Annotated in this window: 12 protein-coding genes; 1 reads left to right on the forward strand and 11 read right to left on the reverse strand. The window is 46.7% G+C overall.

What is annotated here, in order from left to right; genetic code table 11:
- Window positions 1-594: 594 nt before the first annotated feature.
- From C7460_RS23125 to C7460_RS23165, 8 genes are all read right to left on the reverse strand, one after another.
- On the reverse strand, window positions 595-3,159 hold the full coding sequence (locus C7460_RS23125) for a TonB-dependent receptor plug domain-containing protein (protein WP_115870517.1): 2,565 nt from the start codon (window positions 3,157-3,159) through the stop codon (window positions 595-597).
- Window positions 3,160-3,186: 27 nt separating this feature from the next.
- The gene (locus C7460_RS23130; RefSeq protein WP_115870518.1) at window positions 3,187-4,092 is read right to left on the reverse strand and encodes a FecR family protein; all 906 of its coding nucleotides are present in this window, start codon (window positions 4,090-4,092) and stop codon (window positions 3,187-3,189) included.
- Between the two features lie 48 nt (window positions 4,093-4,140).
- Complete coding sequence (locus C7460_RS23135) at window positions 4,141-4,668, reverse strand: RNA polymerase sigma factor (protein ID WP_115870519.1); 528 nt, start codon at window positions 4,666-4,668, stop codon at window positions 4,141-4,143.
- A 517-nt stretch (window positions 4,669-5,185) separates the two neighbouring features.
- A complete protein-coding gene (locus C7460_RS23140; RefSeq protein ID WP_262511865.1) occupies window positions 5,186-5,404 on the reverse strand; it encodes a T9SS type A sorting domain-containing protein in 219 nt (72 codons plus the stop codon).
- Between the two features lie 86 nt (window positions 5,405-5,490).
- On the reverse strand, window positions 5,491-5,943 hold the full coding sequence (locus C7460_RS23145) for a VOC family protein (RefSeq protein ID WP_115870521.1): 453 nt from the start codon (window positions 5,941-5,943) through the stop codon (window positions 5,491-5,493).
- 641 nt (window positions 5,944-6,584) lie between these two features.
- Window positions 6,585-7,070: a GyrI-like domain-containing protein gene (locus tag C7460_RS23150; RefSeq protein ID WP_115870522.1), complete on the reverse strand. Its 486-nt coding sequence runs from the start codon at window positions 7,068-7,070 to the stop codon at window positions 6,585-6,587.
- Entirely contained in the window at window positions 7,070-7,462 is a 393-nt protein-coding gene (locus tag C7460_RS23155) for a DUF3859 domain-containing protein (RefSeq protein ID WP_115870523.1), read from the reverse strand. Before C7460_RS23155 ends, C7460_RS23150 begins: the two co-directional genes overlap by 1 nt.
- 542 nt (window positions 7,463-8,004) lie before the next feature.
- The gene (locus C7460_RS23165; protein WP_115870525.1) at window positions 8,005-8,523 is read right to left on the reverse strand and encodes a DUF2867 domain-containing protein; all 519 of its coding nucleotides are present in this window, start codon (window positions 8,521-8,523) and stop codon (window positions 8,005-8,007) included.
- A 117-nt stretch (window positions 8,524-8,640) separates the two neighbouring features.
- Between C7460_RS23165 and C7460_RS23170 the strand changes: the two genes are divergently transcribed.
- Window positions 8,641-9,216, forward strand: a complete 576-nt coding sequence (locus C7460_RS23170) for a DinB family protein (RefSeq protein WP_115870526.1) — start codon at window positions 8,641-8,643, stop codon at window positions 9,214-9,216.
- Window positions 9,217-9,554: 338 nt separating this feature from the next.
- Here the strand turns inward: C7460_RS23170 and C7460_RS23175 are convergent, their stop codons facing one another.
- The 3 genes from C7460_RS23175 to C7460_RS23185 all read right to left on the reverse strand — a co-directional run.
- A complete protein-coding gene (locus C7460_RS23175; RefSeq protein WP_115870527.1) occupies window positions 9,555-11,723 on the reverse strand; it encodes an OmpA family protein in 2,169 nt (722 codons plus the stop codon).
- Window positions 11,724-11,735: 12 nt separating this feature from the next.
- Complete coding sequence (locus C7460_RS23180) at window positions 11,736-12,659, reverse strand: PorP/SprF family type IX secretion system membrane protein (RefSeq protein WP_115870528.1); 924 nt, start codon at window positions 12,657-12,659, stop codon at window positions 11,736-11,738.
- A gap of 395 nt (window positions 12,660-13,054) precedes the next feature.
- On the reverse strand, window positions 13,055-17,362 hold a 4,308-nt coding region (locus C7460_RS23185), incomplete at its 5' end, for an Ig-like domain-containing protein (RefSeq protein WP_147303072.1).

Genomic DNA, 17,362 nt, shown 5'->3' on the forward strand with positions numbered 1-17,362 from the left:
AGCTTGCAAGGTATGACACCACAACAGGTACACACCTCTGTAGCCATGGAAAAACCGACAAAAACAAACAGGACTACAAGACAGAGTGTGAAGAGCGGATAGGATTAGCATCTGAACCGTCAAATTCTGTTAGGACTAATGTATTGGTAGTAAAGCACCAACAGGATTAGTCGATAGCATGTAAAGAAGATTTAGTACAACCATTTAAACCGTAAAGCCAATGAAGGATTAATCAATCTACAGTAAAACTAAAGCAGGACTTAACCCTAGCCTGTATACTTCATCTAGGATTAATGAAATCCAGGTAAAGTACAATTAGGATTATCACTTATCATTGTAAACAATTATTAGAATTAAGTAAAAACCTGTCAAGTAATTTTAGGACGGGTCCCATCCTCTCGGCAACCATCCATCCGCTCTCGGCAATCATCCATCCGCATCCGGCAATGACCCATCCGCTCTCGGCAAAGACTCATCCGCATCCGGCAACCACCCATCCGCTCCCGGCAATCATTCATCCGCATCCGGCAATGACTCATCCGCTCCCGACAACCATCCATCCGCACGCGGCAATCACCCATCCGCTGGTTTTAATCACCACTCGATCATCACCATCAGGTTGGGTGCAAAGTCCATGGCTTGGCGCTTGAGCAAATCAGAATTTCGTGTACCACCGCCGCGGATCACTTCATCGGTAAGGTTTTGTTGGTTGTACAAGTTGATCACCGAGAGGCCAAATGACATGGACCAGCCACGCTCAGCAGTCTTAGGGATCGTATAGGAAGCTGACAGGTCCAGGAAGTGTACGGGCGCATAGCGCTCAGGTACCCGCTCAAATGGATTCGGTCCGGTGGGGGCATTGGGTCCGCCTTGCTGGCGGTTGCGGTTGTAGATCTTGCGCGCACGCAGGAAGTACACGTTGTGGCCTTTCAGGCCGGAAGCATAGCGCCAGCCCGCAGAGGCCTTCCAGCGGTTATGCTGCCACGACCCTCCCAGGTATATCACATGCGGCTGGCTGTATTTTTGGTCGTAGGTAGTCTTGGCGGTATCGAGTGTGATGTGCATGCGGCTATAAGAGTACCCGCCCCACAGGTTCCATGCTTCGCCAATGGCCCGTTTTATAAAGAGGTCCACCCCGCGCGTTTCATAGTCTGCCGTGAGGTAGAAGCCATGGCGCAAGATGCGTACTTCGCTATACTGTGTTACGTTGTTGGCTGATTTGGCGTAAGCTTCCACATCCACCGTCCACTTGTTTTTGTGCCAAATGGCTCCCAGCATAGCCTGCTGGCCATCGATCACCTGGCCGTTTTCGCCATCCGCCAGTCGCCACAGCTCATTGTCAAAACCGCCACTGGCATATTCCAGCCCTTTCACCTGGCTAAGGTACTGGTAGTACTGGCCCATAGAGCCTTTGAAAGTTAGCGCATTGGTCGCATAGTAGTTGGCAAAAGCACGGGGAGCAAAATCTACTCGGGAGAGTGGACTGTAGTAGTTGAGGCGGGAGCCTAGCTGCACAAACCACTTTTTGCCCGGTGCCCACTCCCAGTTAGCAAAGGTGCTGAGGGTATGGCCTTGCTGTTCACCATCATCGAGGATGGGTTCGTTGGCACGTGGGCCAAAAGACTTGTACCGGTGATCTACGGACTGGTACGCATAGCTGGCGCCCACCTGCAGCTTGCTGAGCTGACTGACGTTCCAGTCCAGCTCGTGCAATACCGTCAGGTCCCTGATCTCGTTGAGCGCATATACCGACGGGCCGTTGATAGGGGGAGGATCTGCGTGGAGCGCATCGCCATTGCGAAAGGCAAAGTCATAATCCGAAAGGGTTACGCTGGTTTCCGAAGACAGCTTTTGCGAAAAGAGGTGTTTCCAGTTCACATTGAGCCCGATATTTTCGATTTGGCTTTCCTCCTGGGTGTCATGTCGCCTGGCATAGTACTCGATACCAGAAAAGGTGTAGAGCCCTGTAGCCGTGATCAGGTTGCGGTTGTTGGGTTTGAAAGATACCGTAGCATTGAAGTCTTCAAAGAGGACTTCCAAATCTTCATGGATGTTGCCACTGGTATCACGCAGGGCAGAGGCCGCAAAAATCATGTGGGAGATGGCATTGAGTTTGGGCGAGTTGAAGCTGCGTGGGTAGGAGCGGCGGGCACCTACTTTTAAACCGAATCGCTCACTGATGGGTGTATGTAGGTACGCGCTTGCATAGAGAGTGTTGGTGCCTATGCCGCCACCAAACGCCGGGTGGTCGGTTGCTTCGTTAGTTTTGATGGCTACAGCGCCTCCCACACGTCCGCCTGAGCGAGGGTGAAAGCCATTTCTGTACACTTCTACCTGATCCACGATTTTGGGGTTGTAGGGAGATATGGTGCCAAAGTAATGCCCACGATGGTAGATAGGGATGTCGTCTACGGTGATTAGCGACTGGTCGGTACTGCTACCGCGAATGAACAGGTTGCCGGGGCGGTTGTCTGGGGTAGTGATTCCCGGTAGGGCTACCAGTGAGGCAAACAGGTCACCGTCCGTTTCTCCGGGTAGTAGGGGGAGGTCACCTACGGCAATGGCGATGCTCTGATTGGCGGGATTAATGTCTATGCCTTTGGTCAGGTAGTCGTGGATGGTAACTCCTGATAGCTCAATGCGAACGGGCCTTACGGGAACTTTTAAGTACAAGCCAGTGAGGAGCTCGCCGATGGTGATGTCGGCCACTTCGTACCCTAGGGCATAGATGGCTATGGAGTCAGCAGCGCTGGGCTTTAGGGTGAAATTGAGCTCAGTGCCTGACTGCTCTGCGCTGATAGGGGTGCCATTGACCACTACCGTCACCAGGTCAGGCGCTACAGGCATGTCATCTTCCACATCGGTGAGGGCTATGGTGTAAGTAGCTTCTTTTACCGCTAGTGAGTAAAACTGTTCAGAAACCTGCTTTACGGCCAATGGATAGGAGGCATTCAATACGAAAAGGACATCTTGAAGAGGCAGGTCGGTATAGTTGTCGGGAACTGCTATTTGGTCTGCGATGGCAGGATCGTAGGAAAATTCTACGGAGGATTTGCCTTCCAGGTGATCAATGAGTTTACTAAGAGGTATAGTGTTTTGCGTTTGGGCAGAAGTAGCCCATACGGTAAAGCAGCAGACTGCTGCCAGTAATATTCGCATGTTATTAGTTAGTTGGTTGGTGTAATCTTATTCGCTCAAAGTTAATTGTTTCCCCTGAAGGGTGTAGCGGATACCTAGCGGTTCAAACACCAGTTGGAGAGCCACCTGTAGGTTGTCATGGGGTATGGTGCCTGTAAACCGCCGTTCGGTATTGATGGCGGTATCACTAATGTTGATTTCGTAGTGTTGTTGGAGGTTGGCCAGTACTTGTGTCAGAGGCGCTTTATGAAAGCTCGATTTGCCATTGATCCATGTGGGTTCGTTGTAAGTAGGAGGTAAAGACTCCCACGTGCCCTCATGGTAGCGGTAGCCTTCGCCGGCATTTACAGTTACGTCGGTACCTTTCAGGTTGGTAGCTCTTACTCGTCCTTCGTAGCACACTACCTCTAGAGAGCTTTCAAACTGATCGATGGTGAATGTGGTGCCGAGTACCTCCACTGTACCATTGGTGGCGTTTACCGCAAAAGGGCTTCCCGGTTCCACATCGAAGTATGCTTTTCCCTCCAGGGAAAGGGCACGATTCGTTTCAGCCCAGTCGTCAGGAAGCCAGCTGATAATAGCTCCGGGGGCAAGTGTTACTGTAGATTTCCCATCGGGCAAGTCTATGGTTTTGATTTCCCCTCTACCCGCCACATGTACCACTGAGTCTTGTTGCTGTGCAAAATACCAAAACCCTATAGCTATCAGGGTGAATACACTGGCCGCTACAGCCAGAGATGACCAGATTGGAAAAGTTCGGGATTTTGCCGCGGGTGCCGTGATGGTGGCGGCATCAAATATTTCCCCGTTATCCGGAGTCCAGGTGTCCACTTCGGCCAGTATTTGCTGGTACTTTAAAGTATGGTCAGTACCAATCTGCTGACTTAGGTCCTGATCGGTGATTTCACCATTTAGCCAGGATGTGATGTGTTCCTCGTGTGTTTTCTCAGCCATGATACAATGCCTTTGGGTATATAACGGGCAGCGAGTTAATAACCCTACCTACAGATTTAAGTTTGAAAGTTCGTCTAGTTTTTCTCGCAGTGTTTTTAGCGAGGTGGCAATGTGCTTCTCCACCGTTTTTATGGAGATGTCCAGCGTTTCAGCGATTTCCTTGTTTTTGAGCTTGTCTATGCGGCTAAGCAGAAACACCTCACGCTGCTTTTCAGGGAGCGCAGAGATAGCGGCCTCCAGCCGCTCTTTAAATTCTTCTTCGCGGTAGAGGTGCTCAGGGTTGGTGGTGGATTGGCTTTCGGTGAGGTTTTGTCGTTTTTCGAATTTCAACACGACTTTTTGATGGTCGGTATCATCCAAAAAGAGCCGATTGCCAATCGTGAATAGATAGCTCCGTGTTTTTTCGAATGGCACTTTACTGCAGTTGTTCCACAGCCGTATAAATGCCTCTTGAGCAAAGTCCCGGGCCTTTTCCAGGTTGCCAAATTTGTAGTACAGGAAATTTCTGAGAGAAGTGGCATGCTGCTCATGTACGGCCTGAAACACGCGCTCCTCACAGACTGAGTCTTTGCTCATCTAGTAAATGCTGGTTTGAAGATTTGCCAAATTTAATGATTCTCACGAATTGTAGATGGAGGTGGTAGGGATTTTGGCTATTTGCCGGTTGTATATGTAAGAACCAATTATTTGCCCAACCAGATATGAAAAGAAAACAATGGAAACTTGTGGTGTTGATTGCATTGCTCATCCTCATGGGTATGGGGTTTTGGTACTGATGCCGAAGCTCGCTTGTGAGGATCGTAGCAAGTGATTAGCGGTTCATTTTGTTAGCGGTTTAGGCCTCTGATTTTTCAGAGGTCTTTTTTTACTCGGTCTGGATAGGAAAGTTTTGTCAAACTGGATTTGAGGGACACCAGGTCTCGAAGTTTAAGACAAAACCTAAAATCAAAATTACCAAAGTAATCCCATGAAGAAATATTACTTGATCCAACTTTTACCGGATAGCCCATTTAAAAAGAAAGCGCCCCGGGAATAATCCCTGCAGGCGCCTTCACCGCTAACTATGATCGTATATGTTTTCTCATCTGGCCACTTATTCTTTGCGGATGCGCTTCCATTCTTCACTACCGGAGTGGCGAAAGAGGTAGACTCCTGTGGGCCAGTTTGAAGTGTCTATGGTATAGTCAGAAAACACTGCTGCTTTCAAAAGAGTTTCTCCCGACATGTTAACCACCTCAACGGTAATAGGGGCATTCATATTGTGATGAACATGCAAAGCATGAACCACTGGATTTGGAAATACCCTTACCACACCAATTCACAACAAGTATTGCTTCTTTGGATTTGCTTATAAAACGTGAAAACAATACGTTTCTCTACCCGGAAATTCTAAACTTTTTAAAATCGATCTGCATCGTTTACCTCTATCCAGTAGCCGTCAGGGTCCTGGAGATATACCTGGCGTATGCCATCCGGGCGGGTGTTGGATTGGGCGGGTTTTCCTGGCCAGTTTTCGTAGGCGACTCCTTTTTCATCCAGCATTTTCATAAAAGCATCCAGATTATTGATCGCTACGGCCAGATGCAGGTCCTTTTTTACGCGGATGCCTTCTTTGCTACGCTTGATGATGTGGAGCTCTACTCCGTCGGCAAACTGGTACCATCGGATGTCCGGGTTCTGGGTTTGATTGGTGATTTCCGTAAGGCCAAATACGTCTTCATAAAACGAAGTGCTGCGCTGGAGGTCATCTACTACGATGGCCAGGTGATCTATTTTGGCTTTTGGCTGAAAGTCCTGAGCAGTGGCGAAAAGGCCATAGCCCATCATTAGGATGAAGATTAGATGTTTCATGGTGAAAAAATTTGAAGTAAGGTATAAAATGCTTGCTTCACAGACCGGTGTGAGATGATCATTACCTAGGTATGACAGGTATCTAAACTTTTTTCTTTGCGGACATTAGTACTGAGTTTTATTATCTGCTTTAAGGTTTGGATGTCTTTTAATCCAACTTTTTACAAGTAAAAAAACTGAATTTTAAAGGTGTACACTTTCTGCTTTCCTACTTTTCCATCGATGAAAAGTAGCCGAGTCCACGGTGGACAAAAATCTAGGCTACGCGCCCCGGGGCCGTATTCATTTTTTAACGTGATTATGTACTTCATGACGGGAAATAAAAAAACTCAACAATGAAGCAATATACTGACCAAGTATTTGTGTAACTGATTTTATTTCAATTACTTAACAGTGTGATTAATTGATTTAGATGCTTCATTGCCTCAAACAGTTTTTATTTCTATTCCGCCATAAACCACATAATCTCTAAAATGAATAATGCCCGTCCTAGACTTCAATTCCCTTCAAGATATTATAAAGCGGTCAATTACTTTACAAAGAGAACTCTCTATAAAGGTTAGAAATCAACTCCTCTGTCAATAGGCCATTTTAGGCTGCTGCAAAAATGAAAGCGTTTCCCTCAGACCGGTGTGAAATGATCAATTCTTGGGTGTCACAGGTATCCAGACCTCTTCTTCAGCGTCTGGGTGCATGGGGCCTGCATAGTCAGGAGTCATTACCTCGAAGTGCGGCAGGTCGGCCAGCTGATAGTCTGACTGAGGTAGCCATGCACCAAAAATCTTTGCAGCCGTTTGTGGGAAGGTGTTTGCGGGCCCTTTGTGAATAAAAACGGCGAAGGTGCTGTCAGGAATTTCCAACACGCTCATCCCCTCGGGAATGTCGGGGGTATCAGTCACAGCCACTGCCGCCCACTTGTCAAATGGGGTGTTTGGGGTAAACTGGTTGGGAAACGCTTGTGAATAGACCTGCACGGAGTAGAAATTTCCATCCTTCCGGCTGGGGATTTCGCCACATCGAGGTTTGAAGGCCTTCCATAGGCTGGCGGGATCCTGCGTGCTCAGGGTTGTCGTTACTTTCATGCCTACCAGTTTGATTCCGGCAGTTTTTTCGATTCTTGGTTGCATTAGATCAGATTTATGGTTTTGGTAGCAAGTACTTCATCGCCTTCCAGAATGGTCATCGTCCAGGGCCCCCGCTTATCACCTACTGGTGCCCAGATGGTGTCACCCAGGAAAAACTGGTAAGGATTGTGCTTCACGCGAAATGTGCCTGTGAAAGGAGGGGCTACTTTTCCCGTTTCATCAGTAAACGGCGGGTGCTCGATGACAAAGTCCAGATAGCGATTGCGTGCTTTTCGGATCTCTACGATCATTCCAAACTCTACCCCCAGCTCAGCAACTACTTCTGTGGTGAGCTCGATAAACTCAGGAAGCGCAGCATTGTCACGATCCCATTTGCTATAGCGCCCAAAGTTGATGATGTCTACTTCTACCGGTCTGTTGTTTTTCTTTTTCATTTTGCGGGTGGCAAAGTAAAGAAAAACATGGCTTGATCTTCCTACGGTCTGCTTAAAAACGCGTTTCCAGGAAGAAAAAGACTAAACCCAGTGATTCAATACGCATTTGGGTCAAGTACCTTTTCCCAAATGCACGAGATTTGGGGAGCATGATATAGGTTTAATTGTGACTGTAAGGATCTGCCTTTTCTAATTGCAATCAGCTTCAGTATAGAGTGATTTTTAATGTTTTTTTCCTACTTTTCCTTGCGGCCGGCTAGGCGATGAAAAGGCTACGCGCCGCGGTAGCAAAAATCTAGGGCTGGGTTCACTTTTTTACGCTTTTCCAAATGAAAATCAGCAAATAAATAAACTCGCATTCACGTTTACGTACCGATTTTGATGTTAAGTAAAAGCTCAGACAGTATTTATTTGTCACCTGATTTTCATCCAGAAAACCTAAAATGAACCAAGGCCCGTACTTCTGTAAATCCTTTTCAAACCCAATTATGTGGATTGATCGCGTTTTTTGGGATTTACCCATACTTTTTGGGAATCAAGCCCTATTTATTTTCTTCTAAATGCCTCACCATTTTTCGCAGCATGGCTCGTACGATTACTTGATGAAAAGGCTTCACAGGCACGAAGTACCACTTGCCCAATGCGTTGTGAAATATCACCGTGGTGGAAATAGTGAGCGTGGTGCCTGTGGTGCCCGGAGTTAGTAATATCGATACCCGAAAGTCGAGATGCTTATCATCTTCGCCCATGATTAGTTCATGAGTCGAGCGCTCAAATACCTTGAAAAACCCGATTTGCTCACCTTCCTGTCCTTGAAAATTTCGCAGCATTTCCTCATGGTCTTTTGGTGGGTTGGATGTTTTGAGTCCCAGGTGCTTTACCAGCCGATTGCGCAGTGCAAATAGTTTGGTGACCCAGCTGGGAGCGGTACTAAAAAAAGCCCGGGCTACCGCTGTAAGGTCTGGCTGATAGGAGAGGTTGGCAGCATAGCTATCTGCGTAATGGTGCGTGCGCTCAAAGAGCGTGGAAGTGGTAGGCAGGGAGGTCGATTGTACGGTCATGGTGTGGTGTTAGTTGTGGGAAATATTGGTGGACTGGGCCGGTTGGTAACACTTTTATAAAGATAGGAAGGCAGTATTTAATTCGGTATCTTTAGTTAAACCAAAACTAATCTAACGATGAAAAAATTATTGAATGTCCTGGTCATCCTTGCGGTGGCTGTGGTGAGCATGCATTGCTCTTCGGGCGGTGCTGAAGCTACGGCAGAGGCTGCGGTGCCTGACACCACCTATGCCTTTGTGGAAGCACATGCTCCTGTATGGCAATCTGCTACCAGTCAGGTGCTGGCACTGATAGATTCCATGCCCGCCGATATGCTGAGCTACCGACCACATGATAGTGTGCGCACGTTTGCCGAGCAGATCGTGCACATTGGAGGTTCTTCCACAGTCATTGCCAATTATTTTCTGAAAGATGTCCCCCCTCCCTCAGAACGCCCAGAGATGGACGTTGCAGCTATGAGTAAAGATGATTTGAAGGCATTTGTCCAGGAGCAGTTGGCAGCTACCTGGGACATCATGAAAGGGATGTCTGATCAGGAACTAGCGCAAAAAGTGAAAAGCTTTAGTGGAAATGAAATTACCCGTCAGCAGGGAATGCTGCTGGTTCAGGATCACATGACAAACCACAAGTCCAAGGCAAACCTCTACATTCGGGTAAGTGGGAATGAGCCGCCAAGATACGGCTACCACTGAAATGAATAAAGTCGATGGAAAGCCGTTGGTGTGAGAACCAGGTAGTTTTATCAAAGAAAACAGCTGATCCGTCGTATTACTATTGGTTCTGCTGAAATCCTTGATTAAATTCTAATTAGGTAACAATTTGAATTTTTGGTTAACTGATTTCGGTTCCCCATCACCGCTAATTAATGAAAACCTGCTCGAGTAAATCGGGCAGGTTTTTTTACTTCATAAAAAATAGAGAGTACCCCACCACAGAGTACTCTCTAAACACACCATCATCTAAAATTCTCGATGTGGTAGGTGAGGGGCTCCACCACAGAGCACCCTCTAACACACCATCATCATTAGTCTTAATTTACGGAGACTGCTCTCATCTCGTATTTAGTTACTTTAAGCTCTGTGCGTCGGTTGTACTGATGGGCCCACTCAGGGCATTCCACGCCATTGCCGCATTCGTTTTTCAATTTCGTTTCGCCATATCCTTTGGCATTAAGACGTTCAGGGGCTATGCCTTGCTCAGCCAGGTAGGTAACTACCGCTTCAGCACGACGCTGCGATAGCTCCATGTTGTAAGCATCATCTCCACGCGAATCAGTGTGACTGCTTAGCTCTATATGGATAGATGGCTGCTCTTTGAGCATGAAGGCCAAATCATCCAGCTCGATTTTAGCATCTGAGCGAATGGTCGCTTTATTGAGGTCATAGTAGATGTTTTCCAAAGTGATCTCCTGGTGCAAAACGATTTTGTCTAGCGGGATTTTCCAGTTGATAGCATCAGCTACATTCTCTGGAGTCTCTATTGTGCGACTGGTGAAATAGTCATCCATAGCACCGGTTAGCTCATACATCACCCCGTTTTTGATCGGGAAAATGTACTCTTGATCTGTGATGTAGTAAGGTTCTATATCTTCACCATTGGTAAGGTCCCGAAGTTTGATTGGTGCATTGTTTAGCACTTCATCGGTTACTGCATCTACTACCGTAATGTGGGCTTTGAGAGGGCGCATCCACAAGTCTACTTCGGCATTTTTCTCAGTAAGTGGAAATGATCTGGTAATAGTCTCTCGTAAGATATGGTTTGCGCTACTGGCTGTGTAGAGGTATGCAGAATCCGGAATGATCTGAGCTGTGAATTTTCCTTCTGCATCAGCTGTGATTGTATCCTGGCCTATTGTAGTCACGGCGTAGGGGATAGGTTGGTCGGTCCATTCGTTGAGCACGGTACCGGCCACCTGTATGTAGTCTGGTCTGGTGTCTTTGAAATAATAGATGTCGTCGTTGCCACCTCTATTGGAAGAAAAGTAACCTTCTTTATGGCGTCTCACATAGCCAAAGTCGTCTAGTGAAGAGTTGAATGGAGCACCGGCATTGTGCACTTCTGAAGGGTTTCTCAGGTCCACATGGAAAATATCCAGTCCACCTAATCCTCCGTGTCCATTTGAAGAGAAGTAGAGTACACTGTCTTCGATGTAAGGGAAGAACTCGTCACCTTGTGTGTTGATATGGTCACCCAGGTTTTCTGGTTTCGTCCAGCTACCTCCGATGTTTTTGGAAATAAAAAGATCACTCTTTCCGTAGGTGCCCGGCATGTTGGAAGCAAATACCATGGTACTTCCATCATTGGTGATGTATGCGTGTCCCATGGAGTATTCAGGATCATTGTGCTCGAAAGGCGTGATATTACCCCAATCTGAGGGAGAAACCTTTTCTGTGAAATAGATCTGCAAGTGGCTGGTATTTTCTTTACTTCTCTTGTGTTTTCCTTTGTAGAGGCTGTTTCGGGTAAATACCGCTTTGGAGTAAAACTTGTAGAAACAGATGGGGCCATCGTGCATTGCTGTATTGATGGTAGCGTCGAAAGGTACCGGCTCGTATTCAGAAGTAGTCGGAGAGTTTAACAATACAAAGTAGGTGTCCAGATAGTTAGATCCATCCCAGGAGTATGTTGACTCAAATACTTTATTTTTTCTGTTGGATACAAACACGATGTACTTACTATAGTATACTGGAGAAAAATCAGATTCTTCACTGTTGAAGGCTACTTTTTCTACGTTGATGAAGCTAGCATCATCCATCAAGATTTGATGGTTTTCGATTGCTTGAAGCTTGCTGGCGATACGGTCGTCGTAATCTATCTGCGCATTGTATGCTCTAAACCACGCCGCGGCTTCTTTGTATTTGCCATTAGCTTTTAGAGCTTCGGCGTAGTGAAAGAGGTTGATAGGGTCTACCTCAGCTATTTCGCTAAGCATAACTACCTTTTCATACCATTCTTCTGCTTTTACCGGGTTGTTGAGCTTGTTGTAGCAGTCGGCGATTTTCTCGATCAGCTCAACGTTGTTTTCCTCGCGAGCGAGGGCTTTTAGGTAATTGTCTACGGCTTCCTGGTAAGCCATAGCTTCGTATTTTTTGTCACCAAGTAGCAGGCTGCGTTCAAATAATTTGGAGAGCTGTGCTTGTGTGCTGATACTAGCGATCATCAGCGTGGCGATAAAGATGAGTTTGTGGTGTAAGTTCATGACGATTAAATTTTAGAAGTAACGTGGTGTAATGGCTTTTTTGGCTTTGAAACTTACACGGTAGTTGATCATGATTTCGTGCGTTCCATTGTTTACTTCCTGAAGATCAGAAAGCGTAAAGTCGTGTGCGTATCCTACTTTCAGTTGATTGGTCAACTGAAACTCAATGAGCCCGTCGATACTGTCGAAAGAGCGGTGGCTTACCCCGATCCACAGTACCTCGTGGATGAGTAGGTTTACATTAATGTCTGCTGAAATTGGAGCGCCTTGTACATATTTTACAAGAAAGTTTGGCTTCAATTTTAAGTTCATTCCCAAGTCAAACACATATCCCCCCATTAGGAAGTAGTGCTGACGCTGCTGAGGACGATCAGTGTTTTCTGTGTCCCAGGTTACGTCGTGGTTTACCAGCATAGGAGCTGAAAGTCCTAGATAAAGTCTGTTGGTGTAGAAGTATGCTCCCGTACCAAAGTTTGGCTTAAAGCCTGCTGCGTAATCATCTTGGATGTGAGCGTCAGGGTTTACTGTTCTAAGGCTTGAGGGGTCAGTGTTGTAGCTATTGAATCCGGCAGAAATTCCTAAAGATAGTGTTGAGTTTCGGAAGTTTACGCGGTAAGCATATGAGCCAAATACCGCATGCTGCTTGGTAACTCCAATTTGGTCACGTAGTACTTGAAGCCCAAGGCCTACTCTTTTGTTGAGGGTAGGACCGTGAATAGAAAGTGTTTGAGTACTGGGAGCACCTTCCAGACCAGACCATTGCTCTCTGGCAAGAGCGGTCATGCTGAGTGATCCGTGCGTACCAACCACTCCTGGGTTGATGGCCACTGCATTGAACATGTACTGTGTAAACATGGCCTGCTGCTGGCCGATACCTTCGTGGGCGAATGCCAGTGCGCCGATGAAGATGATGAGGTATTTGGTTAAAACTTTCATTATGGTGTGTTGTCTATTTCTTTTTCCTGTTCAGTACTATCTGCTTGCAAGCGAGGCCTGCGTTTGGTTGGGAAAAGAAACTGGGAAAGTTTTGGGAAGAGATGTTGGCTAAATCTCGAGTAACCTGGTGGGAAGTTGGTCACATATGTTGCCGAGCTTTAAACTTTATCAACAAGACAAAATTCGCTTAAAGTGTCAATTTATTTCAGGGTGAATTTCTTATTTTGCCTATTTAGGTGATCGACGTAAGAGTACTAGGTGAAATACCTAAACCCTTTATTTTCGGCTTGTTAGGAAGGTTTTTTATTGATGTAAATATATAAACAACAAAGGCGAGCACTCTCTAAAAACGTTGAGTGTGCTCGCCTTGTCGGTGAACGGTAGGTATCTTTCGTCTACCTGCTGACCACTACAAATCCACTTAAGGTTTCTTTCCCATCTCCCAGGTCAATCATGTAGAAATAGGTGCCTGCAGGGACTTTTTCGTTGCCAAGCTGGTATTGTACTTCAGCTGTGGCATCCCAGACTCTGGTGGTATTGTTGTAACCTTTGATTTCAGCTACTTTATTGCCCCATCGGTTAAACACTTTTACCATGTTGTTCGGGTACTTTACAATATCCGGAATCTCCCAGGTATCATTTACACCATCTCCATCTGGCGTAAATGCATTAGGTACCTCTACAGGTTCATCTTCTTCAGGACGTATGGTGATGGTCACTGTGGCCACGTTGGAGATGTTTCCTTCCTCGTCACGTATGGTGTAGGTAAACTGGTCTGTGGATACCTGGTCACCTTCATGGAGGTAGGCTACTGTACCATCGTTGTTGATAGATACTGTGCCAAAAGACGGTTGATCTACCACTTCAATGGTAGCAAGATCCAACTTCCCGTCAGGGTCCTGGTCATTTTCAGCTACATTGATCAATACCACCTCACCAAAGCTTACCGCTGCAGCGTCATCATTTGCTACAGGTGGTTGATTGCCTTCCAAAATATCGATGGTCACTGTAGCCAGATTAGATACTAGCCCAGTTTTGTCATATACCTGATAGGTAAACTGGTCCTGATCAGACTCTGAACCATCGTGTGTGTACTCCACCATGCCGCCGGCCATGGCCCACATGCCATGCTGTGGCTCAGACATCAGGGTAATAGTGTTGATGTCCAGGTCTCCGTCAGGATCCCAGTCTCCATCGGCGATGTTGATGACCACAGTACCGCCGCGCAGCACTTGTTCGTTTTCATCGTCTGCTATCGGTGCAGCATTTGCAGCGGCGTTGATGGTGATGGTTACTGTTACGGTGTTTCCATCTAGTTCTCCATCGTTGGCTTTGTATGTAAAGCTATCGGAAGTAGTAGCCGAACCATCGTGAGTGTATGTGAAGCTACCGTCAGCGTTGAACGTCAAAGTGCCATTTGTAACACCTGAAACCAGGATAGCCGTGATGGCGTCACCATCAGCATCTGAGTCATTCGCCAATACACCTGATGCCGCTGTGATGTTGTTGGTACTACCATTTTCTACAGTGTAGGTATCAGCTACAGCTACAGGAGCTGTATTTCCACCGCCTGCAGCGGCATTGATCGTAATGTCTACCGTTACGGTGTTACCGTCTTCGGTACCATCATTGACTTTGTAAGTAAAGCTATCGGAAGTAGTAGCCGAACCATCGTGAATGTATGTGAAGCTACCGTCAGCGTTGAGCGTCAATGTTCCGTTTGAAACATCGCTTACCAGGATTGCCGTGATGACATCACCATCAGCATCTGAATCGTTCGCCAGTACACCTGATGCCGCTGTGATGTTGTTGGTACTACCATTTTCTACAGAGTAGGCATCAGCTACAGCAACAGGAGCTGTATTTCCACCGCCTGCAGCAGGGTTGATGGTAATGTCTACCGTTACGGTGTTACCGTCTTCAGTACCATCATTGACTTTGTAAGTAAAGCTATCGGAAGTAGTAGCCGAACCATCGTGAGTGTATGTGAAGCTACCGTCCGCGTTCAACGTTAATGTTCCGTTTGAAACATCGCTTACCAGGATTGCCGTGATGACATCACCATCAGCATCTGAATCGTTCGCCAGTACACCTGATGCCGCTGTGATGTTGTTGGTACTACCATTTTCTACAGAGTAGGCATCAGCTACAGCCACAGGAGCTGTATTTCCACCGCCTGCAGCAGGGTTGATGGTAATGTCTACCGTTACGGTGTTACCGTCTTCAGTACCATCGTTGACTTTGTAAGTAAAGCTATCGGAAGTAGTAGCCGAACCATCGTGAGTGTATGTGAAGCTACCGTCAGCGTTGAGCGTCAATGTTCCGTTTGAAACATCGCTTACCAGGATTGCCGTGATGACATCACCATCAGCATCTGAATCGTTCGCCAATACACCTGATGCCGCTGTGATGTTGTTGGTACTACCATTTTCTACAGAGTAGGCATCAGCTACAGCAACAGGAGCTGTATTTCCACCTCCTGCAGCAGGGTTGATGGTAATGTCTACCGTTACGGTGTTACCGTCTTCAGTACCATCATTGACTTTGTAAGTAAAGCTATCGGAAGTAGTAGCCGAACCATCGTGAGTGTATGTGAAGCTACCGTTAGCGTTGAGCGTCAAAGTGCCATTTGTAACACCTGAAACCAGGATCGCCGTTATGGCATCACCATCGGCATCTGAGTCATTCGCCAATACACCTGATGCCGCTGTGATGTTGTTGGTACTACCATTTTCTACAGTGTAGGCATCAGCTACAGCCACAGGAGCTGTATTTCCACCGCCTGCAGCAGGGTTGATGGTAATGTCTACTGTTACAGTGTTTCCGTCTTCGGTACCATCATTGACTTTGTAAGTAAAGCTATCGGAAGTAGTAGCCGAACCATCGTGAATGTATGTGAAGCTACCGTCAGCGTTGAGCGTCAATGTTCCGTTTGAAACATCGCTTACCAGGATTGCCGTGATGACATCACCATCAGCATCTGAATCGTTCGTCAGTACACCTGATGCCGCTGTGATGTTGTTGGTACTACCATTTTCTACAGTGTAGGCATCAGCAACAGCCACAGGAGCTGTATTTCCACCGCCTGCAGCGGTATTGATCGTAATGTCTACAGTTACGGTGTTACCGTCTACTGTTCCATCATTGACTTTGTAAGTAAAGCTGTCGCTAGTGGTTTCGCTACCATCATGGGTGTAATCGAAGCTACCGTCAGCGTTGAGCGTCAGTGTTCCGTTTGAAACATCGCTTACCAGAATTGCTGTGATGGCGTCACCATCAGCATCCGAGTCATTGGCGAGTACGCCAGTTGCAACAGCTACAGTGTTCGATGATCCTTCATCGAAAGTATATGCGTCTGCAACGGCTACTGGAGCATCGTTTTGAGGAGTGATGGTTAATGTCACTGTTACAGTGTTTCCGTCTACTGTTCCATCGTTGACTTTGTAAGTAAAGCTGTCGCTGGTGGTTTCGCTACCATCATGGGTATAATCAAAACTTCCGTCAGCGTTCAACGTCAAGGTTCCGTTTGAAACATCGCTTACCAGGATAGCCGTGATGGCGTCACCATCGGCATCTGAATCGTTGGCCAATACACCTGATGCCGCTGTGATGTTGTTGGTACTACCATTTTCTACAGTGTAGGCATCAGCTACAGCCACAGGAGCTGTATTTCCACCGCCTGCAGCAGGGTTGATGGTAATGTCTACTGTTACAGTGTTTCCGTCTACAGTACCATCATTGACTTTGTAAGTAAAGCTATCGGAAGTAGTAGCCGAACCATCGTGAGTATATGTGAAGCTACCGTCAGCGTTCAACGTTAATGTTCCGTTTGAAACATCGCTAACCAAAACTGCCGTGATGGCATCCCCATCCGCATCTGAGTCGTTGGCGAGTACACCTGTTCCTGCTGCTACGTTATTCGTTGATCCTTCATCGAAGGTGTAGCTATCTGCTACTGCAACTGGTGCATCGTTTACAGGATTAATAGTCAATGAAACAGTTACTGTGTTTCCGTCTACAGTTCCATCGTTGACTTTATAAGTAAAGCTATCGCTTGTGGTTTCAGAACCATCATGCGTGTAGGAGAAGCTACCGTCGGCGTTCAAGGTCAATGTTCCGTTTGAAACATCGCTCACAAGGATTGCCGTGATGGCATCACCATCAGTATCTGAGTCGTTGGCAAGTACGCCTGTTCCTGCTGCTACATTATTTGTAGATCCTTCATCGAAGGTATAACTGTCAGCTACTGCAACTGGTGCATCGTTTACAGGATTGATAGTCAATGAAACAGTTACTGTGTTTCCGTCTACAGTTCCATCGTTGACTTTATAAGTAAAACTATCGCTAGTAGTTTCTGAACCATCATGTGTGTAAGAGAAGCTACCATCAGCGTTCAAAGTCAAAGTTCCGTTTGAAACATCGCTTACCAGGATCGCTGTGATGGCATCACCGTCCGCATCTGAGTCATTGGCGAGTACGCCCGTTCCGACTACTACAGTGTTCGTAGAACCTTCATCAAAGGTGTACGCATCTGCCACGGCTACTGGAGCGTCGTTTTGAGGAGTTATTGTGAATGATACAGTGACCGTATCACCATTTACAGTACCGTCATTGACTTTATAAGTAAAACTGTCGCTTGTAGTTTCACTACCATCATGCGTATAGTCAAAACTTCCGTCAGCGTTCAATGTCAATGTTCCGTT

Origin of the sequence: Marinoscillum furvescens DSM 4134, from assembly GCF_003386095.1 — a bacterium.
Lineage (GTDB): Bacteria > Bacteroidota > Bacteroidia > Cytophagales > Cyclobacteriaceae > Marinoscillum > Marinoscillum furvescens.

Bases quoted from the DNA above. Each gene is read 5' to 3' on its own strand.
- C7460_RS23125 (WP_115870517.1), bottom strand. From the start codon at position 3,159: ATGCGAATATTACTGGCAGCAGTCTGCTGCTTTACCGTATGGGCTACT.
- C7460_RS23130 (WP_115870518.1), bottom strand. From the start codon at position 4,092: ATGGCTGAGAAAACACACGAGGAACACATCACATCCTGGCTAAATGGT.
- C7460_RS23135 (WP_115870519.1), bottom strand. From the start codon at position 4,668: ATGAGCAAAGACTCAGTCTGTGAGGAGCGCGTGTTTCAGGCCGTACAT.
- C7460_RS23145 (WP_115870521.1), bottom strand. From the start codon at position 5,943: ATGAAACATCTAATCTTCATCCTAATGATGGGCTATGGCCTTTTCGCC.
- C7460_RS23150 (WP_115870522.1), bottom strand. From the start codon at position 7,070: ATGCAACCAAGAATCGAAAAAACTGCCGGAATCAAACTGGTAGGCATG.
- C7460_RS23155 (WP_115870523.1), bottom strand. From the start codon at position 7,462: ATGAAAAAGAAAAACAACAGACCGGTAGAAGTAGACATCATCAACTTT.
- C7460_RS23165 (WP_115870525.1), bottom strand. From the start codon at position 8,523: ATGACCGTACAATCGACCTCCCTGCCTACCACTTCCACGCTCTTTGAG.
- C7460_RS23170 (WP_115870526.1), top strand. From the start codon at position 8,641: ATGAAAAAATTATTGAATGTCCTGGTCATCCTTGCGGTGGCTGTGGTG.
- C7460_RS23175 (WP_115870527.1), bottom strand. From the start codon at position 11,723: ATGAACTTACACCACAAACTCATCTTTATCGCCACGCTGATGATCGCT.
- C7460_RS23180 (WP_115870528.1), bottom strand. From the start codon at position 12,659: ATGAAAGTTTTAACCAAATACCTCATCATCTTCATCGGCGCACTGGCA.